Source organism: Paenibacillus sp. J31P316 (genome assembly GCF_056269105.1).
In genome coordinates, this window is record NZ_JBWDNI010000026.1 from 34,389 (window position 1) to 57,420 (window position 23,032).

At 55.1% G+C, this 23,032-nt stretch carries 22 protein-coding genes; all 22 read left to right on the forward strand.

Going from position 1 to position 23,032, the window contains the following annotated elements; all coding sequences use genetic code 11:
- The first annotated feature begins 190 nt into the window (after positions 1-190).
- The 22 genes from AC0YNU_RS32005 to lysS all read left to right on the forward strand — a co-directional run bounded on the left by AC0YNU_RS32005 (position 191) and on the right by lysS (position 22,748).
- Positions 191-916, forward strand: a complete 726-nt coding sequence (locus tag AC0YNU_RS32005) for a vWA domain-containing protein (RefSeq protein WP_475763924.1) — start codon at positions 191-193, stop codon at positions 914-916.
- Entirely contained in the window at positions 900-1,841 is a 942-nt protein-coding gene (locus AC0YNU_RS32010) for a serine/threonine protein kinase (protein ID WP_475763926.1), read from the forward strand. Before AC0YNU_RS32005 ends, AC0YNU_RS32010 begins: the two co-directional genes overlap by 17 nt.
- 106 nt (positions 1,842-1,947) lie before the next feature.
- A complete protein-coding gene (tilS, locus tag AC0YNU_RS32015; protein ID WP_475763928.1) occupies positions 1,948-3,402 on the forward strand; it encodes a tRNA lysidine(34) synthetase TilS in 1,455 nt (484 codons plus the stop codon).
- 68 nt (positions 3,403-3,470) lie between these two features.
- A complete protein-coding gene (hpt, locus tag AC0YNU_RS32020; protein ID WP_475763930.1) occupies positions 3,471-4,010 on the forward strand; it encodes a hypoxanthine phosphoribosyltransferase in 540 nt (179 codons plus the stop codon).
- A 103-nt stretch (positions 4,011-4,113) separates the two neighbouring features.
- Positions 4,114-6,132, forward strand: a complete 2,019-nt coding sequence (gene ftsH, locus AC0YNU_RS32025) for an ATP-dependent zinc metalloprotease FtsH (RefSeq protein WP_475763932.1) — start codon at positions 4,114-4,116, stop codon at positions 6,130-6,132.
- 405 nt (positions 6,133-6,537) lie between these two features.
- Positions 6,538-7,476, forward strand: coding sequence for a quinolinate synthase NadA (nadA, locus tag AC0YNU_RS32030; protein WP_475763934.1), 939 nt, complete (start codon positions 6,538-6,540; stop codon positions 7,474-7,476).
- 40 nt (positions 7,477-7,516) lie between these two features.
- Entirely contained in the window at positions 7,517-9,136 is a 1,620-nt protein-coding gene (nadB, locus tag AC0YNU_RS32035) for an L-aspartate oxidase (RefSeq protein WP_475763936.1), read from the forward strand.
- The gene (nadC, locus tag AC0YNU_RS32040; protein WP_475763938.1) at positions 9,129-10,025 is read left to right on the forward strand and encodes a carboxylating nicotinate-nucleotide diphosphorylase; all 897 of its coding nucleotides are present in this window, start codon (positions 9,129-9,131) and stop codon (positions 10,023-10,025) included. The genes nadB and nadC overlap by 8 nt, the downstream gene beginning before the upstream one ends.
- On the forward strand, positions 10,022-10,789 hold the full coding sequence (locus tag AC0YNU_RS32045; RefSeq protein WP_475763940.1) for a type III pantothenate kinase: 768 nt from the start codon (positions 10,022-10,024) through the stop codon (positions 10,787-10,789). Before nadC ends, AC0YNU_RS32045 begins: the two co-directional genes overlap by 4 nt.
- Positions 10,790-10,841: 52 nt before the next feature.
- On the forward strand, positions 10,842-11,750 hold the full coding sequence (gene hslO, locus AC0YNU_RS32050; RefSeq protein WP_475763942.1) for an Hsp33 family molecular chaperone HslO: 909 nt from the start codon (positions 10,842-10,844) through the stop codon (positions 11,748-11,750).
- A 104-nt stretch (positions 11,751-11,854) separates the two neighbouring features.
- Positions 11,855-12,829 (forward strand): peptidylprolyl isomerase, encoded by a 975-nt coding sequence (locus AC0YNU_RS32055; protein ID WP_475763944.1) that lies wholly within the window; start codon positions 11,855-11,857, stop codon positions 12,827-12,829.
- A gap of 114 nt (positions 12,830-12,943) precedes the next feature.
- Complete coding sequence (gene cysK, locus AC0YNU_RS32060; protein ID WP_475763946.1) at positions 12,944-13,882, forward strand: cysteine synthase A; 939 nt, start codon at positions 12,944-12,946, stop codon at positions 13,880-13,882.
- A gap of 231 nt (positions 13,883-14,113) precedes the next feature.
- Positions 14,114-15,736, forward strand: coding sequence for an anthranilate synthase component I family protein (locus AC0YNU_RS32065; protein WP_475763948.1), 1,623 nt, complete (start codon positions 14,114-14,116; stop codon positions 15,734-15,736).
- Positions 15,720-16,301, forward strand: coding sequence for an aminodeoxychorismate/anthranilate synthase component II (gene pabA, locus AC0YNU_RS32070; protein WP_475763951.1), 582 nt, complete (start codon positions 15,720-15,722; stop codon positions 16,299-16,301). The genes AC0YNU_RS32065 and pabA overlap by 17 nt, the downstream gene beginning before the upstream one ends.
- Entirely contained in the window at positions 16,298-17,170 is an 873-nt protein-coding gene (gene pabC, locus AC0YNU_RS32075) for an aminodeoxychorismate lyase (RefSeq protein WP_475763953.1), read from the forward strand. Before pabA ends, pabC begins: the two co-directional genes overlap by 4 nt.
- A 56-nt stretch (positions 17,171-17,226) precedes the next feature.
- Positions 17,227-18,072, forward strand: a complete 846-nt coding sequence (folP, locus tag AC0YNU_RS32080) for a dihydropteroate synthase (protein WP_475763964.1) — start codon at positions 17,227-17,229, stop codon at positions 18,070-18,072.
- A gap of 86 nt (positions 18,073-18,158) precedes the next feature.
- Positions 18,159-18,551: a dihydroneopterin aldolase gene (gene folB, locus AC0YNU_RS32085; protein ID WP_475763966.1), complete on the forward strand. Its 393-nt coding sequence runs from the start codon at positions 18,159-18,161 to the stop codon at positions 18,549-18,551.
- Positions 18,523-19,095 carry a 2-amino-4-hydroxy-6-hydroxymethyldihydropteridine diphosphokinase gene (folK, locus tag AC0YNU_RS32090; protein WP_475763955.1) on the forward strand — a complete coding sequence of 191 codons (573 nt, stop codon included), beginning with the start codon at positions 18,523-18,525 and terminating at the stop codon, positions 19,093-19,095. The genes folB and folK overlap by 29 nt, the downstream gene beginning before the upstream one ends.
- Positions 19,047-19,253, forward strand: a complete 207-nt coding sequence (locus tag AC0YNU_RS32095) for a helix-turn-helix domain-containing protein (RefSeq protein ID WP_475763957.1) — start codon at positions 19,047-19,049, stop codon at positions 19,251-19,253. Before folK ends, AC0YNU_RS32095 begins: the two co-directional genes overlap by 49 nt.
- A gap of 65 nt (positions 19,254-19,318) precedes the next feature.
- Positions 19,319-20,350: a tRNA dihydrouridine synthase DusB gene (gene dusB / locus AC0YNU_RS32100; RefSeq protein ID WP_475763959.1), complete on the forward strand. Its 1,032-nt coding sequence runs from the start codon at positions 19,319-19,321 to the stop codon at positions 20,348-20,350.
- Between the two features lie 262 nt (positions 20,351-20,612).
- The gene (gene greA, locus AC0YNU_RS32105; protein WP_161705580.1) at positions 20,613-21,089 is read left to right on the forward strand and encodes a transcription elongation factor GreA; all 477 of its coding nucleotides are present in this window, start codon (positions 20,613-20,615) and stop codon (positions 21,087-21,089) included.
- Positions 21,090-21,224: 135 nt separating this feature from the next.
- Complete coding sequence (gene lysS, locus AC0YNU_RS32110) at positions 21,225-22,748, forward strand: lysine--tRNA ligase (RefSeq protein ID WP_475763962.1); 1,524 nt, start codon at positions 21,225-21,227, stop codon at positions 22,746-22,748.
- Positions 22,749-23,032: the final 284 nt, after the last annotated feature.

Below are 23,032 nucleotides of genomic sequence, written 5' to 3' on the forward strand. Positions count from 1 at the left end.
CCCCAATCGCGCAAGAATCTCCGACTATACGGATTGTCCCGGCGCATGGCGCGGCATCGGCCATCTCTCGGCGGCTTTCGCCTGCGCGTGCTTACGGTTAGCCTCTCTTAAATGTGGCAATGCTGATAGAACGAGTGCTAGCCAGCGGCAGCGCCTGGGTTTGAATCTCAAGCAATTGGGGGAATGAACAATGAAGCAAATTCTATTAGTGACTGACGGATGCTCTAACGTCGGCGTAAGTCCCGTCATTGCGGCAGCGGAGGCGCATGCTTCCGGCATTACGGTCAACGTCGTCGGTATCGTGGACCAAGGGGATCTTGTCGAATTCGGCACGAATGAAATCGAAGAAATCGCGAAAGCCGGAGGCGGCCTCAGCCGGCTGTCCCATACGCGCCAACTGTCCCAGACAGTGCAGATGCTCACGCGGAAGACGGTCGTGCAGACGATTCAACATGCGGTTCACCGCGAGTTGAAGCAGGTTCTCGGCGCGTCTTCGATCGAGGAGCTCCCGCCTGATAAACGGGGCGAGGTCGTTCGCGTCATCGATGACCTCAGCGAGACGAGCAGTCTGAGCGTGGCGCTCCTGATCGACGCCAGCGCCAGCATGAAGCCCAAGCTCCATGCGGTCGAGGAAGCGATTCGCGACCTGGCGATCAGCCTCAAATCGAGACAGGGCAGCAGCGAGCTCGCCGTATTCCATTTCCCCGGTTCCGCCTATGGGGAAGACTGCAAGCTTGACCTCGACTGGACACGGGATATCAGCGGCGTGAACGCGATTTTCCCGCGGCTGCAGATGCGCGGCACGACGCCGACGGGTCCGGCCATCCTGCATGTCATTGATTTTTACCAAAAAGCCGATTATGGTAATAGGAAGAATGATGAAACGGACGGGATGATGAGTGACTACGTCGTTTGACTGGAGCCTCCCGCGCGGCACGCCGATCCGGGGCAAGTGGAAGCAGGGTACTTACCGGGTGGAGAGACCGCTCGGCGAGGGTGCCAACGGTAAGGTGTTCTTGGTGGAGCGGCAGCGGTATTATTACGCCCTGAAGATCGGGGCAGACGCCGTAGATCTTCAGTCCGAAGTGAATGTGCTGCAGTCGATCGCCAAGCAGAAACAGAAGCAGGGCTCCAAGTCCGGCGCATTTCTGGTTGACGTGGACGATTACCAGGCAGCGGATGGCAAGGATTACCCATTCTACGTCATGCGTTATATCAAAGGCATGACGCTCGGCGATTACTTGCAGCGTCAGGGCAAGGAGTGGTTTCCCGTCGTCGGCTTTCATCTGTTGAACAAGCTGGCGGAGCTGCATGAAGCGGGCTGGGCCTTCGGGGACCTGAAGGTCGAGAACGTCATCGTTGCCGACTTCGGGCGGCCGGAGTTAGTAGACTACGGCGGCGCGACTGCATTCGGCAAAGGCGTTCGACAGTTTACGGAAATTTATGACCGCGGTTATTGGAACGCCGGATCGCGCACGGCCAATGCGAGCTACGACCTATTCTCTTTTGCTGTCCTTTGCCTGCAGCTGCACGAAGGCCGCAGACTTGCCCAGCTGTCGGCTGGACTGCTGCCTCAGACGCGAACGCAGGAAGAACTGGCGAAGCTTGCGGCGACGAGCCCGCAGTTGAAGCCGATGAGCGGCTGGCTGCGCAAGGCGTTCTATGGGGAATTCGGTAACGCGCGCGAAGCGGCGGCCGCCTGGCAGCAGTGGATGCATCGGCCGAGCCGCGAGCGGAGCGGACCGGGTGCGCCGGCCCCGCGCTGGATGAAGGGCTTGTTCGCCGCATCGGCGGTCGTGCTGGCCACCACGGTCTATTGGCTGCTTCGTTCAGGACTGTAACGGATTCCTTCGCGCAGTTCGCGTCTTGATGCGTTCGCATCCGTTGTCGCGTCCGTTGCTTTGACGTTAATCGCTTAGGCGGAGACGGCTAGCTGGAAGAGTAGCCGTGCAGGAAGGAATGAAAGAAGTGGATGAATGGCTTGGCGAGCTGATAGAGCTTGCCAGAGAAGAAAAGCTTTGGTCGGCGGGCGATACGGTCGTGGTGGCGGTCTCCGGCGGACCGGACTCCTTGGCGCTGCTGCATCTGCTTCACCGTCTGGCCGAACCGGAGCAGCTGTCGCTGGTAGCCGCCCATCTCGATCATGGATTCCGGGGCGAGGAGTCCGCGAGAGAAGGGGAAATCGTTCGGCGATACGCCGCCGAGCTCGGTATCCCCTGCGAATCTACCTTTATCGATATGCCGGCTTATATAGAAGAATCCAACATGAACAGCCAAGCCGCTTCGCGGGAGAAGCGGTACGGCTTCCTTCATGGCGTCGCCCATACATATGGCGCATCCCGGATTGCGCTTGCCCATCATGCCGACGATCAGGCTGAAACTGTCCTCATGCGAATCATACGCGGAACCGGACTTGCCGGGCTTGCCGGCATCCCGATTTCCAGATCCGAAAAAAACGTGGAACTTATTCGGCCGCTTTTGCGTAAATACAAGGCAGACATCCTGCGCTACTGCGATTTGTGGGCTATTCCGTACAGTCATGACAGCAGCAACGGGCAGAAGCACTATTTTCGCAACCTTGTCCGGTTGGATATCCTGCCGTACCTGTCGGCGCATAACCCGCAATTGCCGCAGTCACTCGCCCGATTGGCAGAGCTTGCAGCCGCCGAGGACGACTGGCTGGCTCAAGAAACGAGGGCGGTTTACGAACGCTATGTCCTGCCGCACCGCGAAGGATGCCAATTGAACCGCAAAGCGCTGCTCGGTTTGCACGTCGCTTTACAAAGGAGATTGATTAAACTAATATTGAACTATATTGGCTTGGAAACGGATCCCTCCTCATTCGACAGCGTAGAAACGATACGGTTTGCGGCCTCTGAGCGCGCGGCCGCGACGTGGAGCCTAGATGCGGGCGGCGGTATCCGGTTCATTCGTGAGTACGACAATTTGCTGTTTGTCCGTTCCGTTGCGGGAGAGAGATCATCCTCCTCAAGCGGCTACGCTTATGCGGTGACAGCGGGCGTAACAACCTTGAAGCTGCCAGAAGCAGAAGGGCAATTGACGTTTGAAGCCATGGCAGGATCAGCCGCACGCAGACCGGGCAACCGGCTTGAAGCACTGTTCGACGCCGATCTGATTCATTATCCGCTCACGATTCGTAACCGGCAGCCCGGGGACCGCATGGCGGTGCTTGGTTTAAACGGCACCAAAAAAGTACAAGATATGTTCGTTGATGATCGCGTTGCTCCCTCGCGTCGCGAGGTGTTGCCGATTGTTGTCGACGCCAATGGATTTGTGCTATGGATTCCAGGCATTCGCAGATCGGCACTGGCTCAAATCACGGATTCGACAAAACGCGTCATGCGCATGAAAGCGCGGTTTGCGTCGGATTTTAACGGTTGACCAATTGTCCGAATAAGATGCGCGGAACCATTCATAGTATAGGCAAGAAACATTTAGGAGGGCCCGAGTTGCTGAACGACATTCAAGAAGTGCTTTACGACGCAGACCAAATTCAGCAGAAGGTACAAGAGCTTGGCGAAACCATCAGCCGTGAGTTTGAAGGGCGCAACCCGCTTGTTATCTGCGTGCTCAAGGGCGCATTTATTTTTATGGCGGATTTGGTGAAGACCATTACGATTCCGCTTGAGATCGATTTTATGGCGGTGTCCAGTTACGGTCAATCGACCAAGACGAGCGGCGTCGTCAAAATCATCAAGGACCTCGACGCTTCGGTGCAGGGTCGCGACGTGCTCATTGTCGAGGATATTATCGACAGCGGGCTTACGCTCAGCTACCTCATTGACGTGCTCGAGCGCCGCAATGCCAAATCCATCACGCTTGTTACGCTGTTCGATAAGCCGGCGGGCCGCAAGGTGGAGTTGGAAGCGGACCATAAAGGCTTTGTTCTTCCTGACGCGTTCGTCGTCGGTTACGGGCTTGATTATGCGGAGCACTACCGCAATTTGCCGTTTATCGGCATCTTGAAGCCCGAGGTTTACGAGAAGTAATGAGGCAGACATGGATGCAATCCCGCCTTGTTAGAGGCTCCCGCACCCGGGGGCTTCTCGTGCAAGGTCAACTTATTTTTTGCGTCTTGAGAGGAGGTAGGGGATGAATCGGATCATCCGCAATACTGGCTTTTATTTGATTATTTTTTTGGTGACCGTCGGGATCTTCCAATTTATCAGCAGCCAAAACGATTCCAGCACGGAGCTTACCTATGACCAATTTAGGACGGAGCTTCAGAACAATAACGTCGCTGAGCTGGCGTACCAATTCGACGGGTATTCGTACTTAATTACAGGTGAGTACAAGACCAAGCCGGAGGGGGCAGACTCTGCTCAATTCTACACCCACTCCAACGTTGAAGAGTTTGTCGTCAAGGAAGTTTACGATGCGCAGGCCAAGAACGGATTCCAAATCAAGAGCAAGCCGATGGAGGGCCAAAGCATTTGGCTGACCTTCCTGACGTCGATCATTCCGTTCGTGATCATCTTCATCCTGTTCTTCTTCCTTATTAATCAAGCTCAAGGCGGCGGCGGCAAAGTCATGAACTTCGGCAAGAGCCGTGCGAGGTTATATAACGAAGAGAAGAAGCGCGTCACGTTCGAGGACGTGGCAGGCGCCGACGAAGAGAAACAGGAACTCGTCGAAGTGGTCGAATTCCTCAAGGATCCGCGTAAATTCGCGGCCGTCGGGGCAAGAATTCCGAAGGGTGTCTTGCTGAACGGCCCTCCGGGTACCGGTAAAACGCTCCTTGCTCGCGCAGTTGCGGGCGAAGCGGGCGTGCCGTTCTTCAGCATCTCCGGTTCCGATTTCGTGGAAATGTTCGTCGGTGTCGGCGCATCCCGCGTGCGTGACCTGTTCGAGAACGCGAAGAAGAACGCGCCTTGTATTATCTTTATCGATGAGATCGACGCCGTCGGTCGTCAGCGTGGAGCCGGACTAGGCGGGGGACATGACGAGCGCGAGCAAACGCTCAATCAGCTCCTCGTCGAAATGGACGGCTTCGGCGCGAACGAAGGCATCATCATCGTAGCGGCAACGAACCGTCCGGACATTCTGGATCCGGCGCTTCTTCGCCCAGGACGCTTTGACCGTCAAATCACGGTTGACCGTCCGGACGTGAAAGGCCGCGAAGCGGTACTGAAAGTGCATTCGCGCAACAAACCGCTGACGCGCGACGTGAAGCTCGACGTCGTTGCCAAACGTACGACAGGCTTTACCGGCGCGGATCTAGAGAACCTGCTTAACGAGGCAGCTCTCCTGGCAGCCCGCCGCAACAAGAAAGACATCGGCATGTTGGAAGTGGACGATGCCATCGATCGCGTCATTGTCGGTACGGAGAAACGCAGCCGTGTCGTCAGCGACCGCGAGAAGCGGATCGTCGCCTACCACGAAGCTGGTCATACGATCGTCGGCTACTTCCTGGAGCATGCCGATCAAGTGCACAAAGTTACGATCATTCCTCGGGGTAAAGCAGGCGGCTATGTCATCATGCTTCCAAAAGATGGCGACCGCATGCTGGCAACCAAACAGGAATTACTCGATAAAATCACTGGTTTGCTTGGCGGACGCGTGGCCGAAGAAGTCTTCATCGGCGAAATCGGCACCGGCGCTTACAGCGACTTCAAGCAAGCGACGAGCATCGTACGCGCCATGATCATGGAATACGGCATGAGCGACAAGCTCGGACCTATGCAATTCGGCAGCTCGCAAGGCCAAGTATTCTTGGGCCGCGATATCGGACACGAACAGAATTACTCCGATGCCATTGCCTATGAGATTGACCAGGAGATGCAGTCGATTATCCAAGAATGTTATGCACGAGCGAAGAAGCTGCTTACCGAGAAGAGCAAGGAAGTGCATCTCATTGCGCAAACCTTGCTTACGGAAGAAACACTCGAGATCGAGCAAATCAAGCGCCTGATCGAGAGCGGTTCTATCAACGGAGGCGGAGAGGGAGAAAGCGGTTCGTCGCCTTCCCCTGTAACCGATGAGCCGAAAGGCGAGCCGATCATCGATACGATCGGCGGCGTGAAAGTGCGCATTCAATCGAAGGAAGCCGGCGATCTCGCCCCTCCAATCGATCCGGACAGCGGCAACGACGACGGTTCGAAACAATCGTAAGTTAGGGCACGGCGAAGCTGTCCATCGCAGAATTTACTGCGGTGGGCAGTTTTTTTATGCGCAAGACGCGATTTTGGCAATGGAACGGCATGCAGTCGAGAAGAATCAAGCCTGGGGGACCCGTGCGTTTCAAATCCGTCCTCACCTGCCGATAACGGCCAAAACGGCCGCTTTTATGAGTTGACAGCATACCGCGCCTTGTGTAAATTAAATGTTAATCACTTGTAACGCCGACTGTGAATCAAGGGTTTGAAGGCGGGGGCATGCTAACGGCAGCCGTCACGTTCAAGCTTGCAATTCTCGATTATATAGCTGCACAAACAGGTGAAAGGGCGAATGGGCCGATTTATTTTGTCAGAGTTTGTGCATCTGTTCACAAAGTTAGTGAAAAGAGGAGAAGTAGCCATGGAAGCATTAGCTCTCGAGCGGAAAGCGGAGCAAAACCGCGAACTGAGGGAACGTTTGATGCAGCTGAAGAAAGAACGTAACGCCATCATACTCGCGCATTATTATCAACGGGACGAAATTCAAGAGGTGGCCGATTTCCGGGGAGACTCTTTCCTGCTTGCGCAGAAAGCAGCCGAAACCGATGCCGACGTCATCGTATTTTGCGGCGTTCATTTTATGGGCGAGAGCGCGAAGATTCTGGCTCCGAACAAAACCGTTATCATTCCGGATGAACGAGCCGGCTGCCCAATGGCGGATATGGTCAACGTGGATGGCTTGCGCAAGCTGAAAGCGCAGCACCCGAACGCGAAAGTGGTCACCTACATTAACTCCTCTGCCGAGATCAAAGCGGAAACCGATATTTGCTGTACGTCCGCCAATGCGGTGCGCGTCGTGAACTCCGTCGATTCCGATGAAATCATTTGGGTGCCTGACAAGAATTTGGGCCATTACGTCCAACAGTTAACGGACAAGAAAATGATCATCTGGGAAGGCTATTGCAACACGCATGACATGCTGACGGTGAAAGACGTCGAAGAAATGAAGGCGAAATACCCGAATGCGCAGTTTGTCGTGCATCCGGAATGCCGTCCGGAAGTCGTGGAGCTCGGCGATTTTGTCGGCAGTACGACCGCGATCATTAAATATTGCAAGGAATCGGATTGCCAAGAATTCATCGTCGGCACGGAGGACGGCACGGGATACCAGCTCCGCCTGGACAGCCCGAACAAGACGTTCCATTTTGCAACCAAGTACTTGGTGTGCCCGAACATGAAAGTCAACAACTTGAAGAAGCTTGTGAAATGCTTGGAGACGATGCAGCCGCAGATTTATGTCCCTGAAGACGTTGCCAGCAAGGCTCGTCTATCCTTGGAACGCATGCTGCAGGTGAAATAAGATGCGGGGCCTACTTTCCGAAGAGAGGAAAGCATCGAATATGATTCCACGTTACCTCGTCGATGTGCAGCTGGAAAAGCTGCCGGTTATTTATAAAGACGTCATTGTCATCGGGGCCGGCATCGCCGGTCTTTTTACCGCGATTAAAGCAAGCGAGGACAATGACGTCCTGATGATTACGAAGAAGTCGCTGCTCGACAGCAACACGCGTTATGCGCAAGGCGGCGTTGCTGCCGTTATCTCGGAGGACGATTCCCCGGCTTATCATCGTCAGGATACGCTGATTGCCGGGGCAGGGCTCTGTTCCGTCGAAGCCGTGAACGTTTTGGTGCATGAAGGCACGATGGGCGTTCAGGATCTGGTGAAGATGGGCACGCAGTTTGATGTCGAGAATGGCGAATTCGCTTTAACCAAAGAAGGGGCGCATAGTCAGCGGCGTATTTTGCATGCGAATGGCGATGCTACCGGATTCGAGATCGTTCGTGCACTGTCGGAGAAAGCGGTGGCTAATCCCCGCATCGATGTGTGGGACGATCATTTTGTCATTGATTTGATTACGGACGGACAAGTATGCGTGGGCGCACTGGTTCAGAAACCGGACGGTCAGCGTATGATCGTGCGCGGCAAAGCGACGGTTCTCTGCTCTGGCGGAACCGGTCAGCTCTACCGTTATACGACCAATCCGGAAGTCGCAACAGGCGACGGCATCGCCATGGCATACCGCGCCGGCGCCGATATCCGGGATATGGAATTCGTTCAGTTTCATCCAACCTCGCTCTGTTACCCGGGGGCTCCGCGATTCTTGATCTCGGAAGCCGTCCGCGGCGAAGGCGCCGTGCTGCGCAATATTAGAGGCGAGCGGTTCATGGAGAAGTACCATGAGCAGCTTGAGCTTGCTCCTCGCGATGTCGTGGCGCGCGCCATCGTAACCGAGATGGAAGAAACGAAGTCGCCGTTCGTCTATTTGGACGTGACGCATGAATCCGCGGATATGGTCCGTCACCGTTTTCCGAATATCTATGAATATTGCTTGAGTTACGGATTGGATTTGACGACGGACTGGATTCCGGTTGCACCTGCGGCGCATTATATGATGGGCGGAGTGAAAACGGATCTGCACGGCGAAACGAACTTGTCCCGGCTGTTTGCCTGCGGAGAGTGCTCGTCGACGGGCGTTCACGGGGCGAATCGGCTTGCGAGCAACTCGCTGTCGGAGGCGATCGTATTCGGGCGCCGGATCGTGGAGCGGATTAATTCGCTTGCTCCGCTTGAGGAGCAAGACGTTCGTCTGCATATGGATTCGCTGGAGCGGAGCGAGGCTCCGATTCAGGCGGTCGTGGAGAAACGGCTAAAGCTGCAGAAGATTATGGTGCGTTATGCGGGTTTTCGCCGAAGTGCCAGCGGTCTCAGTAAAGGGGCGGAGGAGCTGGGCCGGCTCAATTCCATTTTCCGGACGGTGATTACCAAGCGCGAGGAATATGAATTCGCCAATTTGTTGACCTGCGCGATGCTGACCACGAACGCCGCCGCGATTCGCGAAGAGAGCCGCGGAGGACATAGCCGCGAAGATTTTCCGGAACGGGACGATCTGGTGTGGCGTAAACATGTCGTGCTCAATCGCGATCACGGCCTAACAGAGGAGCGGATTGAAGATGTTTGAGATTATGGCGGGAACGCCCGGCGGCATTAGCGCGGAGACGGCGCGCGCGCAGATCCGGGCATGGCTTGCGGAAGATATAGGTTCGGGCGATATTACGAGCTGGGCGACGATTCCTGTTGGAAGTCGGTCGAGTGCGGTTATTCATGTGAAGGAAACAGGCATACTAGCTGGTATTCCGATCGCGCGCCTCGTGTTTGAAGTCGTCGATGCGTCGCTTGAATTTCGTCCGCTAGCGGCTGACGGCGACAAAGTCACGAAAGGCGACGTGATTGCCGAAGTCGAGGGCAGCACGCACAGCATTTTGACCGGCGAACGTCTTGCGCTGAATTTGATGCAGCGGATGTCCGGCATCGCTACGAAGACGCGCGCGTTTGTCGATGCGCTGGAAGGGCTTCCGACGCGGTTGGTCGACACGCGCAAGACAACGCCGGGGCATCGCCAGCTGGAGAAATACGCAGTACGAGTCGGTGGCGGCTTCAACCACCGGTTTGGTCTCTACGATGCCGTGATGATCAAGGACAATCATATCAAAGGCTCCGGGGGCATTACCGGCGCCGTGAACGCCGCGCGTCACGCGATTCCCCATACGATGAAGATCGAAGTCGAGACAGAGTCGCTGGAGCAGGTAGAAGAAGCGCTCGCATGCGGCGCCGATATTATCATGCTCGATAATATGCCGCATGACCGAATGCGCGAAGCCTCCGCGATCATTAAGGCTCGTGCTGCCCATGTGATCGTCGAAGCATCGGGCAATGTCCGACTGGATACCGTCCGTGCGATCGCGGAATGCGGGGTTGATGTGATTTCCGTCGGCGGACTTACCTATTCGTTCCAATCCTTGGACATCAGTCTGGACCTCCATGGGAAGAAAGGTGGCGCTACCGCTTGATCGTTGTCGTCGACGTAGGCAACACGAACATTGTGCTCGGCATCTACGAAGGGCGTAAGCTTGTATATCATTGGCGCCTCAGCACCAATCGCTCGGCGACCGTGGACGAGTACGGGATTATGATTCATAATCTGTTCCAAATCGCGGGCGTGAGGCTGGATCAAATTCAAGGCGTTATCATTTCCTCCGTCGTGCCTCCGCTGATGCGCACGCTGGAGCAGCTGTGCCAGAAATATATGCGTAAAACGCCGCTTGTCGTCGGTCCAGGCATTAAGACCGGGCTGAATATCCGTTACGAGAACCCGCGCGAGGTAGGTGCCGACCGGATCGTCAACGCCGTAGCAGGCATTGAGAAATACGGATCGCCGCTCATCGTCGTCGATTTCGGAACGGCTACGACGTTCGATTATATCGATGCGAACAGCAATTATTTGGGCGGCGCGATCGTGCCGGGTATCGGCATCTCGACGGAGGCGCTGTATCAACGCGCCGCCAAGCTGCCGCGGATCGAGCTGGTGAAGCCGAAGAGCGTCATCGGTCGGAATCCGACTACCTCCATGCAGGCTGGAATTATTTTCGGCTATGCAGGTCAGGTGGATGGCATCGTCTACCGGATTCGCAAAGAATTCAACGTTAATCCGCGGGTAATCGCAACCGGCGGTTTGGCTGATCTGATCGCCGCGGAATCGGAAACGATCGAGGAAGTCGATCCGCTGCTCACATTAGAAGGACTTCGCATGATATATGAACGCAACCAAGATTAGAAACATTTCGTCTAAATAGAGAAATGCAAGGAGTAAGGAGGCCATCACTACTATGGCAAAGGATGCATTGAAACACGATTATCTTGTTCGAGGTACAGCATGGAACGGTCAACTGCGCGTATTTGCCGTCCAAACGACGGAGCTGGTCGAGGAACTGCGCAGACGTCACCAAACGATGCCGACAACGACGGCTGCTCTTGGGCGCACTGCCACGGCGGGCGCAATGATGGGGGCCATGTTGAAAGGCAAGGAGAAACTGACGATTCAAGTCAAAGGCGACGGCCCTGTCGGTCAAATCGTGGTCGATGCCAACGCAAACGGCGAGGTCCGCGGTTATGTGGATAACCCGGAAGTGCAGCTGCCAAGCAATGCACTGGGCAAGCTGGACGTGGCAGGCGCTGTGGGTAGCACCGGCTATATCCATATCATTAAAGACTTAGGTCTGAAAGAGCCCTACCGTGGAAGCACGCCGATCGTTTCGGGCGAGCTCGCGGAAGACTTCACGTATTATTTCGCCACCTCGGAACAGACGCCGTCCGTAGTCGGACTTAGTGTCCTCGTAGATGAATACGGCCGCGTGATCACGGCAGGGGGCTTTATCGTACAAGTCTTACCGGGTATGACCGAAGAAGGAATTACGCGGCTGGAGACTGCGATTGCGGGACTGCCGCCGATCTCGGCGCTGCTTGAACAAGGGGAGACGCCGGAGGGGCTGCTGCGCTGGGTCGTCGGCGAAGAGCTTCAGCTTATGGATGAACTAGACATCGTCTTCAAATGCCAATGTACCAAAGAACGCGTGGAGCGTACTCTCGTCAGCATGGGTGAGCAGGAGCTGCAACAGTTGATTGATGAAGACGGACAAGCTGAAGTCGAGTGTCATTTCTGCAACGAGAAGTACGTATTTGACCGTCCGCAGCTGGAAATGCTGCTCGAACAGGCGAAGCCGAAACCGATGCATTAACAATGTATGAACGATGCATGAACAATGCATCATCAAGCATGAACGATGCATGATGAATGCATTAGAAATGCAGTACGGATGCATTAATCGGAGGCCGAGCGATCATGAATAAAGACCGGGTGCTGAAGCGCATCGTGATGCTTCAAGCATTGTGTTTGATCCTATTGGCGTTGATCGTCGTGTACCGCGTGCTGCTGCCGCCGCGAGCCGCACCTCAGCTGCCGCCGGAAGGCGCGCAGGATCACAATAGCACGGGGTCTCCAGCGGGTTCGTCCGCGGAGGCGCCGGGCCCTATTGCGGCCAAAGTAGGCGATGAGCAGATCACGGTCAAGGAGCTGGAAGACCAGCTGCGGCTGCAATACGGCGAAGACGTACTGCGCACGCTAATGGTGCGGGCGGCGATCCGGATGGAAGCGCTCGCTTACGGACTGCAGGCTACCAGCGGGGAGCTGGATCGAGAGCTTGCCGCTTCGATGGCCGGCTATGACAGCGAACAGCAGTATTTCGATACGATGAAAGACCAGCTGGGCTTGACGCAGGCGGAGATTCGCGAAGATGCCAAGTACTCGCTGTTGCTGCAGAAGATTGCGGTGAAGCTGACTTCGGTCAGCGAAGCCGATGAGGATGCCTACATTTCGGACAACGTGCAGGAGTTCGCGCCGCATACCCAGCTCCGCGTCTCATGGATTGTAACGGCCACGGAGAAGGAAGCCGAAGAGGTGCTGGGAATGCTGGCGGATGGGCAGGATTTCGCAATGCTGGCTAGAACGTATTCCGTCGATGAAGACACGGCGCCTGACGGCGGCGATCTCGGGTATATCGATAGCGAAGATCCGATTGTCGACCAGCATATGCTCGAGGCGGCGAGACAGCTCGGCGTAGGGGAGACGGCCGGACCGGTCGAAGTCGATCAAGGGCAGGCCGTCCTTCTCCTGACCGAGAAGAAGACGGATGAACAGCTCGACCAGCAGCAAATGCATGACAAGGCTCGGCGAGAAATCGCCGTGTCTAAGCTGAACGGGGAACGGACGATCGAAGACCGTTTGTTAACGAAATATAATGCTGTGGTCATGCCGTAGTACCGGGTCCAAGATCCTACTGCACCGAAACTCGCTATTGACAACCACTGGTGGAGATTGTTAATATGTAGGTAATACCAACTGAATTAGTCGGAATAAGGAGGAGCAACTTTCATGGCTAAAATTGTACAGAGCGTAACAGAGCTAATCGGGGATACGCCGCTGGTCCGTTTGAACCGTTTGGTGCCGGAGGACAGTGCTGAAATTTACGTTAAACTGGAGTACCAGAATCCGGGTGCAAGCGTTAAGGACCGGATTGCCATCAGCATGATCGAAGTTGCCGAGCAAGAAGGCCGCCTCAAACCAGGAGATACGATCGTTGAGCCTACGAGCGGCAACACCGGTATCGGTCTTGCAATGGTCGCTGCGGCGAAAGGCTACAAAGCCATTCTCGTTATGCCTGAGACGATGAGCGTTGAGCGCCGTAACCTGCTACGCGCCTATGGTGCGGAGCTTGTTCTGACGCCTGGAGCAGAAGGCATGAACGGTGCGGTTCGCCGTGCAGAGGAGCTGCAAGCGGAGAACCCTTCCTACTTTATTCCGCAGCAATTCAAGAACCAAGCGAACGTGAAAATTCACCGCGAAACGACAGGCCCGGAAATCGTGGAAGCGATCAACTCGCTTGACGGCAAGTTGGACGCCTTCGTAGCAGGTATCGGAACTGGCGGTACGATTTCCGGCGCCGGCGAAGTGCTGAAACAGAACTTCCCGGGCATCAAAGTCGTTGCAGTGGAACCGGCGGCATCCCCGCTGCTGTCCGGCGGCAACCCAGGCGGCCACAAGATCCAAGGGATTGGCGCTAACTTCATCCCTGAGATTCTGAACCGCGAAATCTACGATCAAGTGATCACGATCGAGAACGAGGAAGCATTCGAAACCGCTCGCCGCGCTGCCAAAGAAGAAGGCATTCTGTGCGGTATTTCCTCCGGCGCTGCGATCTTCGCGGCACTGAAAGTAGCGAAAGAGCTCGGCAAAGGCAAACGCGTCGTGGCGATTGTTCCGTCCAACGGCGAACGTTACCTGTCCACGCCGCTGTTCAACTTCGAGAACTAAGAACGAACTCATACCGGCAGATTGCCGATTATACAGGGAGGGGACCTTCATTCGGGAGGTCCTCTTTCTCATGCTCGCTAGTTATCCCAACGAGCAGCGGCGGACAGGGTTCACGGTGGTACCGGCACTTTCCTTTTCCAAGCAATTTCGGTATACTAGCTTCCAAACAAAGCGCGACGGGTTTTAGGGAACGTTTTAGGGAACGGACAAGAAGCGGAGGGCGGCAATGTAATGGAACGGACGGCCTTTCAAGATTGGCTGGACTGGCAGGCGCAGGGCTATACGTCACTGCCGCTGCTTGCGAAGCGCCCCCTGGAAAGCAATGACGGCGGTAATCCCGCCTCATGGGAGTCGGCATGGCAGCAAGGTTCACCGTATGCCTTCGTACTGGAGAGCGGCAAAGTCGGCCGGTACACGTACCTCGGGCTTCGGCCGGCATCCGTGATACGAGGCAAGGGTTTACGTGGGGAAGCAGTCGATCAAGCAACCGGCCATAGGACCGTATACGAGCAGAAGCCGCTGGATGCGGTTCGCAGCTGGATGGGCGGAAACAGGGCGCCGCGCGTACCCGGAGCGCCCAAATGGACGGGCGGCTGCGCCGGCTATTGGAGCTACGATGTGATCCGTACGATCGAGCGCATTCCGGAGCAGTCGGTGGATGATCTTGCATTGCCGGATTATGTATTCATGCGAATGGACGAGCTGTGGATCATCGATCACGAGCGGAAGCAGTTGTATGCTGCGGTGCATACGGAGGTCTCAGGCGCGGCAGAACTCCCTCGGGCGCAGCTCGAATCGTTGTACGCGAAGGCAGTCTCCCGCGCGGACGAGCTGATGGAGCAATGGGCGACGTTCGCGGAAGGTCAGGCAGGGGAAGCGGCGGCCAAGCTTCGCGGAGATCGGACCCGATTCATGGAGGCGCAAATGTCCATCGCCGATACGGAGCCGCTGAGCGGCATCCAATCGCCATTCTCCCAGGCGGCTTATCAGTCAGCTGTTGAACGGATTCGGGAGTATATCGCCGCCGGCGACGTCTTTCAAGTGAATCTGTCCCAGCGTCAGGACCGTGCATCCCAGGCGGATCCGCGCGAGTTGTATGAATGGCTGCGTCTGGTGAATCCCTCCCCTTATATGGGCTACATGAGCGCGCCTGACTTCCAGCTGGTGTCCGCATCGCCGGAGCTGCTCGTAGAGCTGTCGGACGGCAAGCTGGCGACGCGTCCGATCGCCGGCACGCGCAGGCGCGGCCGCACGGAAGAAGAAGACCGCAAAATGGCTGACGAGCTTCTTGGAACGGAGAAGGAGCGGGCGGAACATATCATGCTCGTCGATTTGGAGCGCAATGACCTTGGCCGTATTTCGGCTTTCGGAACGGTGAAGGTCGAGGAGCTGATGGTCATCGAGTATTACAGCCATGTCATGCACTTGGTTTCCCAAGTCGAAGGCAGACTGGCAGATGGCAAGGATGCTTACGATGTCATCGGCGCGACGTTCCCGGGCGGAACGATTACCGGCGCGCCTAAGATCCGCACCATGGAAATCATCGAGGAGCTGGAGCCCACGAGGCGCGGGCCCTATACGGGATCTATGGGATGGATTGACTACAACGGGGATATGGAATTTAATATTATTATACGCACGATGCTTGTTAAGGAAGAAGTCGTCCATATTCAGGCCGGCGCCGGCATCGTCATCGATTCTTTACCGGAACGCGAGTACGTAGAGTCGATGAACAAGGCCAAAGCGCTGTGGAAGGCAATTCAGTACAACGAGCAGTGGGCGGCGCTGAGCCCAATAACGGCAGGCAGCCAGCTAGTTACCGAAGGGGGAAACGCGCATGATATTGGTCATTGATAATTACGACTCGTTTACGTATAACCTGGTGCAATACCTCGGCGAGCTGGGCGAGGATATCGTCGTCAAACGGAATGACGAAATCGATCTGGAAGGCATAGCGGAGCTGGCGCCGGATCATATCCTGATTTCGCCTGGACCGTGCAGTCCCAATGAGGCAGGTATCAGCTTGGCGCTGATCGACCGGTTCAAGGGCGAGATCCCGATCTTCGGCGTCTGCCTGGGGCATCAAGCGATCGGACAAGCCTTCGGCGGCGACGTCGTGCGCGCGGAGAAGCTGATGCATGGCAAGACCTCGCAGATTTATCACGACGGACGTACGATCTTCTCGGGCATTCCTTCGCCATACACGGCGACAAGATACCATTCGCTGATCGTGAAGCGGGAGACGCTGCCGGATTGCCTGGAAATCAGCGCGGAAACAAGCGAAGGCGAGATCATGGGGCTTCGCCATAAGGAATACGCCATTGAAGGGGTGCAATTTCACCCGGAATCCATCATTACCGAGAACGGCCTGACGCTGCTCCGCAATTTCCTCCGTACGCGGGCGGGTGCGGCGCGATGAGCGTCGGATGGAATGGCAGCATCAAACGTCAGGAGGAAGCCGTGATCTCGGTCTACGATCACGGTTTTTTATATGGAATGGGATTGTTCGAGACATTCCGGACCTACGGCGGGCAGCCTTACCTGCTTGAACGTCATTTGCGTCGACTGGCGGAGGGATGCAGATCGATCGGCATCTGCTACGAGCCGGACGAGCAGCTCATTCGCGCCTGGCTTCGCGAGCTGATGGCCGCGAACGAGCTGAGTGAAGCCTACGTTCGCCTGACCATAACGGCGGGAGAGGGCATTGTCGGTCTGCCTTCCGGCGAGTACGAGCATCCTAATGCGCTGCTGCTCGTGAAGCCGTTGGCGGCATCTAGTCACAAGCTATACGCGGACGGCCGCGAGCTGGTGCTGCTCTCGACACGACGCAATACGCCCGAAGGCGAGATTCGGTTAAAATCGCTGCATTATATGAATAATATTTTAGCGAAGCGGGAATTAACGGCGGTAGAGGCATCGCCGGGCGCCGAAGGCCTCATGCTCACACGGGAAGGCTGGCTGTCGGAAGGCATCGTCAGCAATCTGTTCTGGGCGCGAGAGGGGAGGCTGTTCACCCCATCTATCGCGACTGGCATCCTGCCGGGTATAACGCGGGCGCGAGTGCTTGAGCTTGCCGCTCAGGAAGGGATCGCTGCCGAGGAGGGCTTCTATCCGTGGGAGACGCTTACGGAGGCGGATGAAGTGTGGGTCACCAATTCCGTGCAGGAGCTGGTGCCCGTCACAACGTTAAGAGATACGGAAGGGCGCGCCTGCGCAGTCGGCGGCGGCCAAGCCGGAACGATGACATCCCGGCTGCTGGCCCTTTACAGGAAGGATACCATGCAATGAATACACAACAATCGCAGGATCATCAACAGGTCGGCCAACAAGAGAACCAACGACACATGCATGATCAGTGGCCTTACAAGCGCGTCTACGAATTCCAGGATGGAGCTAAGCTGGAGCTGGGGCAGCGTACGTGCATCATGGGCATCTTGAATACGACGCCGGATTCCTTTTCCGATGGAGGACGTTATATGGACGTCGATACCGCAGTCCAGCGCGCTCGCCAATTGGCAGCCGAAGGAGCGGATATTATCGATATCGGCGGCGAGTCTACTCGTCCTGGATTCGCGGCCGTGCCGCTGGAGGAGGAGCTGAAGCGGGTCCTCCCGGCCATACGCGCCATTCGGGAGGCATTGCCGGAAGTGGTCCTGTCCATCGATACCTACAAAGCGGAGACGGCCAAGCAGGCACTGGAAGCTGGCGCCCATATCATCAATGATATTTGGGGACTGAAAGGCGACCCTGATATGGCGAGGGTTGCGGCGAATTATCGATGCCCGGTCATTATCAGCCACAATCGGCATAATCGCGACTATGTGGATCTCGCGGCAGATGTGCTGGCCGATCTCCAAGAAAGTGTCGCGCTTGCGAAAGCAGCCGGCGTCACCGACGATTGTATTTGGCTGGATCCAGGCATTGGCTTTGCCAAAACCCATGAGGATAACCTTGCGCTCATGAACCAGCTGCACAAGCTGACCGGAGAAGGTTATCCCGTGCTGCTCGGTACATCTCGCAAGAAATTCATCCGCGATACGCTGGGACTGGCATCGGACGAGGTGGCCTTCGGTACAGCCGCCACAACGGTACTCGGCATCGTCCAGGGCTGCCAGATCGTGCGTGTGCATGACGTGCGCAGTAACCGGGAGTCGGCCATGATGACGGATGCCATCGTCTATCCGCGTTAACGAAACGCGTGGCGCGGTTATTGTAAGCTAATACGAGAGCAAGCGGTACAAGCTTGATAAGCGGGAAGGGGAATAGAATCATGTCTATGGATAAAATGACGCTACGGGGAATGCGGTTTTTTGGGTATCATGGCGTTTTTCCCGAAGAAAACAAGCTGGGCCAGCAGTATTTCGTTGATCTCTCGCTTCAAATGGATTTATCGGAAGCAGCAGCCACGGACAATCTGGAAGCGACCGTCAATTACGCCGAAGTTCATGCTTTCGTGAAGACGATCGTGGAAGGACCGCCGTTCAAACTGATCGAGGCTTTAGCTGGTCACATTGCATCGGCCGTGCTCGACGCTTATACTAGTGTAAATGAAGTGACGGTATCCGTAACGAAGCCGCATCCGCCGTTCGAAATTCACTTCGACGGGGTAACGGTGGAACTTTGCAGAAAGCGGGATGACCATGGAAGACAACAACCCGCCGGGAATTAACGAACGGCTGAAGGATGCGTGCCAAGTTGCTTATATCGCGCTTGGTTCCAATGTCGGGGATCGGGCAGGACTTCTGCGGGATGCGCTGAGCTTGCTGGAACAGCATCCCGATATTCAGGTGCTCCGCGTATCGGCCGTGTATGAAACCGAACCGGTCGGTTTTACCGATCAACCGGCTTTTCTTAATATGGCTGCTGCCCTCGGCACTTCGCTTGCGCCGCTTCAGCTGCTTCATGCCATGCTGGACATGGAGGGACGGCTTGGCCGCACGCGAGATATCCGCTGGGGACCGCGTACGATCGATCTGGATTTGCTGCTTTACGAAGCCGTCGAGCTGTCAGGGGAAGAGCTGACTCTGCCTCATCCGCGAATGATGGAGCGGGCATTCGTGCTCGTTCCGCTTGCCGATGTGCTGGAGGCCGTGCATCCGCTGTACAAGCAAGCAACCGATATCGCGCAGCGAGCGTTGCAGGACAGAGGGGAAGGAATCGCGCTATGGAATACGATCAACTGGCAGGGCGCGTCCGCGCATTCCGAAAGCTGAAAGGGTACACGCAGCAGGGGCTGGCCGCGAAGCTTGAAATATCCGTTGCGGTTCTAGGCTCGCTCGAGCGGGGAACGCGCAAGCCGGATCCCAAGCTGCTTGAGCGAATTTCGGATGCGCTCGGAGTCAGCTACGCCGACTTAACCGCCGAATCATAGAATTTGCCCTATCGTCACACTGTATATAAATATCCTCTGCGAATCAGAAGGGAGACTGGATGTCCATGCTTAAGATCGGAAACATCGAGATGAAAAATAAAGTCGTGCTGGCGCCGATGGCAGGCGTGTGCAATCCGGCTTTTCGACTGATAGCCAAGGAATTCGGCACAGGCCTCGTCTGCGCCGAGATGGTTAGCGATAAAGCCATTTTGCACGGTAACAAACGCACCATGGAGATGCTGTACGTCGACGATCGCGAGAAGCCGCTCAGCCTGCAAATTTTTGGCGGTGACCGTGAATCGCTCGTAGAAGCGGCCAAAGTCGTCGATAAACAAACGAATGCCGATATTATCGACATCAACATGGGCTGCCCCGTGCCGAAAGTAACAAAATGCGATGCGGGCGCCAGATGGCTGCTCGATCCGAATAAAATTTATGAAATGGTGTCGGCTGTTGTCGACGCGGTCGAGAAGCCCGTTACCGTCAAGATGCGTATCGGCTGGGACAGCGATCATATCTATGCGGTCGAGAATGCCCGGGCTGTCGAGCGTGCAGGCGGCAAAGCCGTCAGCGTACACGGACGTACAAGGGAACAATTGTATACGGGTACGGCCAATTGGGATATTATAAGAGATGTTAAACAAGCGGTATCGATTCCCGTTATCGGCAACGGGGATGTATTCACGCCGGAGGATGCGCGGAAGATTCTGGATCACACCGGCTGCGACGGCGTCATGATTGGGCGGGGCGCGCTTGGCAATCCGTGGATGCTGTACCGCACGATTCATTACCTGACGACGGGGGAACTCCTGAACGACCCAACGCCGCGCGAGAAGATGGATGTGGCGATTCTTCATATGGACCGGCTCGTGAACCTCAAGGGAGAATTCACGGCCGTCCGCGAGATGCGGAAGCATATGGCCTGGTACTTGAAGGGCATTCCAGGAGGCGCTCGCGTGAAGGATGTCATCATGGAGGAGACGACGCGTGATAAAATGGTTGGAATTTTGGGGCAATTTGTCGAATCCCTAGGCGAAATAAGCGAAGCCCCAGTGGCTGCGGTCACTTCCGCCAGAGACGAAGTCGCTTACCATTAACGGAACACCAAGGAGAACACCAAGGAGCCCGGCCGGCTCTTGGTGTTTTAAGAAGTAAAGCGATTACATAGTGAATTGGCTTTCGTTGACATATAGATAAACTTGCAATATAATCTTCCAATAACAAACCGTCTGCCTGGGTTTGGGAATGTCGAACTGCTTACTGCGCGGTGTCATCAAGGGCATGAAGCGTAATATATTTAAGTAACAGTGAGCTCATACACGGTATGAATAAAAGCCACACGACAGGAGAAATGGTCACATGAGCGATAAAGAGATTATTCTTACACAAGACGGTCTAAATAAGCTTGAGGACGAACTGGAGAACCTGAAATCCGTCAAGAGGCGCGAAGTTGCCGAACGGATCAAAGTGGCAATCGGCTATGGCGATATCAGCGAGAACTCGGAATACGAGGATGCGAAGAACGAGCAAGCGTTTATCGAAGGCCGTATTATTACGCTGGAGAAGATGCTCCGTAATGCGCGCATCATCAATAATGACGATATTGATATCGATACGGTCAGCATCGGCTCGATCGTGACGGTAGAAGATCTGGAATACGGCGATACGATGGAATATGCGATCGTTGGCACGGCGGAATCGGATCCGCTCAAGAACAAGATTTCGAATGAAAGCCCGGTTGGAAAAGCGATTCTCGGCAAGAGCAAAGGAACTACCGTGGAAGTCAGCGTACCTGCCGGCATTATTCAATATAAAATCGTCGATATCAAGAAATAAAACAGGCATGCCTTTCGAAAAAGCTTCCTTGTGGAAGCTTTTTTCAACATAGAGGAGTAGTTTTTGGTCTAAACAGGGATTAAGCAGTAGGCGGTTATGAGACGGCCTGCTGGAACGATAAGGAGATGAAATGCGGTGGAGCAAGGTACGGGTACGGGCACGGGTACACAGGAGCAAGAATTAAGCGAGCTTCTGCAGATCAGAAGAGATAAGCTGGACGAACTGCGCGGTCTTGGGATTGATCCATTTGGCGGCAAATTCGAACGGTCTCATCATGCAAAGCAGATTCTCGAATCGTATGACGAAGTTAGCAAGGAAGAGCTGGAAACGCAAGGCGTCGAAGTAACGGTTGCGGGCCGTATTATGCAGAAACGCAGCATGGGTAAGGCCAGCTTTGCACATATTCAAGATCTGAGCGGCAAGATCCAAATCTACGTACGGAAAGATTCCGTTGCCGAGACGCAGTATCAAGCGTTCGAATTGCTGGATATCGGTGATATTATCGGCGTTCGAGGCACGGTATTCAAGACCAATACGGGCGAGACATCCATTAAAGCGAAAGAAATTGTGGTGCTGTCTAAGTCGCTTCTGCCGCTGCCTGATAAATTCCATGGCCTGAAGGATGTCGAGCTTCGCTATCGTCAACGTTATGTCGATCTCATTACGAATCCAGATGTACAGCAAACGTTCATCTCCCGTTCGCGGATCATCCAGTCGATGCGTCGTTACTTGGATTCGCGCGGCTACCTGGAAGTAGAGACGCCTACGCTGCACGCGATTGCCGGCGGAGCGGCTGCCCGTCCATTCATTACGCACCATAATGCGCTGGACATGCAGCTCTATATGCGGATCGCAATCGAGCTTCACCTGAAACGTCTGATCGTCGGGGGAATGGAGAAAGTCTACGAGATCGGCCGCGTGTATCGTAACGAGGGCATCTCGACACGTCATAACCCTGAGTTTACGATGATTGAGCTGTATGAAGCGTATGCGGATTACAAAGACATTATGGCGCTCACGGAAACACTTATCGCCCATATCGCGCAAGAAGTGCTGGGCACGACGAAGATTACGTACCAAGGCCAAGAAGTCGACCTGACGCCGCAATGGCGCCGCGTATCCATGGTTGATCTGGTTAAGGAAACGACAGGCGTCGACTTCAGCCAGCAAATGACCGACGAGGAAGCACATGCGCATGCCAAAGCTCACAACGTGAAGGTCGAGCCGCATATGACGTTTGGCCATATCCTTAATGCATTCTTCGAAGAATTCGTTGAGCATACGCTGATTCAACCGACGTTCGTAACGGGCCACCCCGTTGCAATTTCGCCGCTTGCCAAGAAAAACGATCTCGATCCGCGGTTTACCGACCGCTTCGAGCTGTTCATCGTCGCGCGGGAGCATGCGAACGCCTTTACGGAGCTGAATGATCCGATTGACCAGCGCCAACGGTTTGAGTCGCAGTTGGTTGAGAAGGAACAAGGCAACGATGAAGCGCACGAAATGGATGAAGACTTCATCCGTGCACTGGAATATGGCATGCCGCCTACAGGCGGGCTCGGCATCGGTATCGATCGATTGGTTATGCTGCTGACGGATGCGCCATCAATCAGGGACGTACTGTTGTTCCCGGCTATGCGTGAGCGTGCAGGCGAATAATAGATGAAGGGAACGCAGCCCAAAGTGCTGCGATCCTTTTGTATTTCAGAGAGCATCGAGTGTACAAAAAGAAATTCAAAAGAAGGCTTGACCCCTCTATAATAACTGTGATATATTACTCCTTGCCGCTTTTGAGGCAAAGAAATGTATCACAGTTTTTTAGTAAGTAAAATAAAAAAAGCTTGCATTGAGACAAGCAACTGTGATATATTAATCAAGTCGCCGCTGAGACATTGGGCGAACGACACTTGAATTTGTTCCTTGAAAACTGAACAATGAGCGAC

Excerpts from the sequence above, each read along its gene's own strand:
- AC0YNU_RS32005 (WP_475763924.1), top strand. The coding sequence starts at position 191 with ATGAAGCAAATTCTATTAGTGACTGACGGATGCTCTAACGTCGGCGTA.
- ftsH (WP_475763932.1), top strand. The coding sequence starts at position 4,114 with ATGAATCGGATCATCCGCAATACTGGCTTTTATTTGATTATTTTTTTG.
- nadA (WP_475763934.1), top strand. The coding sequence starts at position 6,538 with ATGGAAGCATTAGCTCTCGAGCGGAAAGCGGAGCAAAACCGCGAACTG.
- nadB (WP_475763936.1), top strand. The coding sequence starts at position 7,517 with ATGATTCCACGTTACCTCGTCGATGTGCAGCTGGAAAAGCTGCCGGTT.
- nadC (WP_475763938.1), top strand. The coding sequence starts at position 9,129 with ATGTTTGAGATTATGGCGGGAACGCCCGGCGGCATTAGCGCGGAGACG.
- hslO (WP_475763942.1), top strand. The coding sequence starts at position 10,842 with ATGGCAAAGGATGCATTGAAACACGATTATCTTGTTCGAGGTACAGCA.
- AC0YNU_RS32055 (WP_475763944.1), top strand. The coding sequence starts at position 11,855 with ATGAATAAAGACCGGGTGCTGAAGCGCATCGTGATGCTTCAAGCATTG.
- cysK (WP_475763946.1), top strand. The coding sequence starts at position 12,944 with ATGGCTAAAATTGTACAGAGCGTAACAGAGCTAATCGGGGATACGCCG.
- AC0YNU_RS32065 (WP_475763948.1), top strand. The coding sequence starts at position 14,114 with ATGGAACGGACGGCCTTTCAAGATTGGCTGGACTGGCAGGCGCAGGGC.
- pabA (WP_475763951.1), top strand. The coding sequence starts at position 15,720 with ATGATATTGGTCATTGATAATTACGACTCGTTTACGTATAACCTGGTG.
- pabC (WP_475763953.1), top strand. The coding sequence starts at position 16,298 with ATGAGCGTCGGATGGAATGGCAGCATCAAACGTCAGGAGGAAGCCGTG.
- folP (WP_475763964.1), top strand. The coding sequence starts at position 17,227 with ATGCATGATCAGTGGCCTTACAAGCGCGTCTACGAATTCCAGGATGGA.
- folB (WP_475763966.1), top strand. The coding sequence starts at position 18,159 with ATGGATAAAATGACGCTACGGGGAATGCGGTTTTTTGGGTATCATGGC.
- folK (WP_475763955.1), top strand. The coding sequence starts at position 18,523 with ATGGAAGACAACAACCCGCCGGGAATTAACGAACGGCTGAAGGATGCG.
- AC0YNU_RS32095 (WP_475763957.1), top strand. The coding sequence starts at position 19,047 with ATGGAATACGATCAACTGGCAGGGCGCGTCCGCGCATTCCGAAAGCTG.
- dusB (WP_475763959.1), top strand. The coding sequence starts at position 19,319 with ATGCTTAAGATCGGAAACATCGAGATGAAAAATAAAGTCGTGCTGGCG.
- greA (WP_161705580.1), top strand. The coding sequence starts at position 20,613 with ATGAGCGATAAAGAGATTATTCTTACACAAGACGGTCTAAATAAGCTT.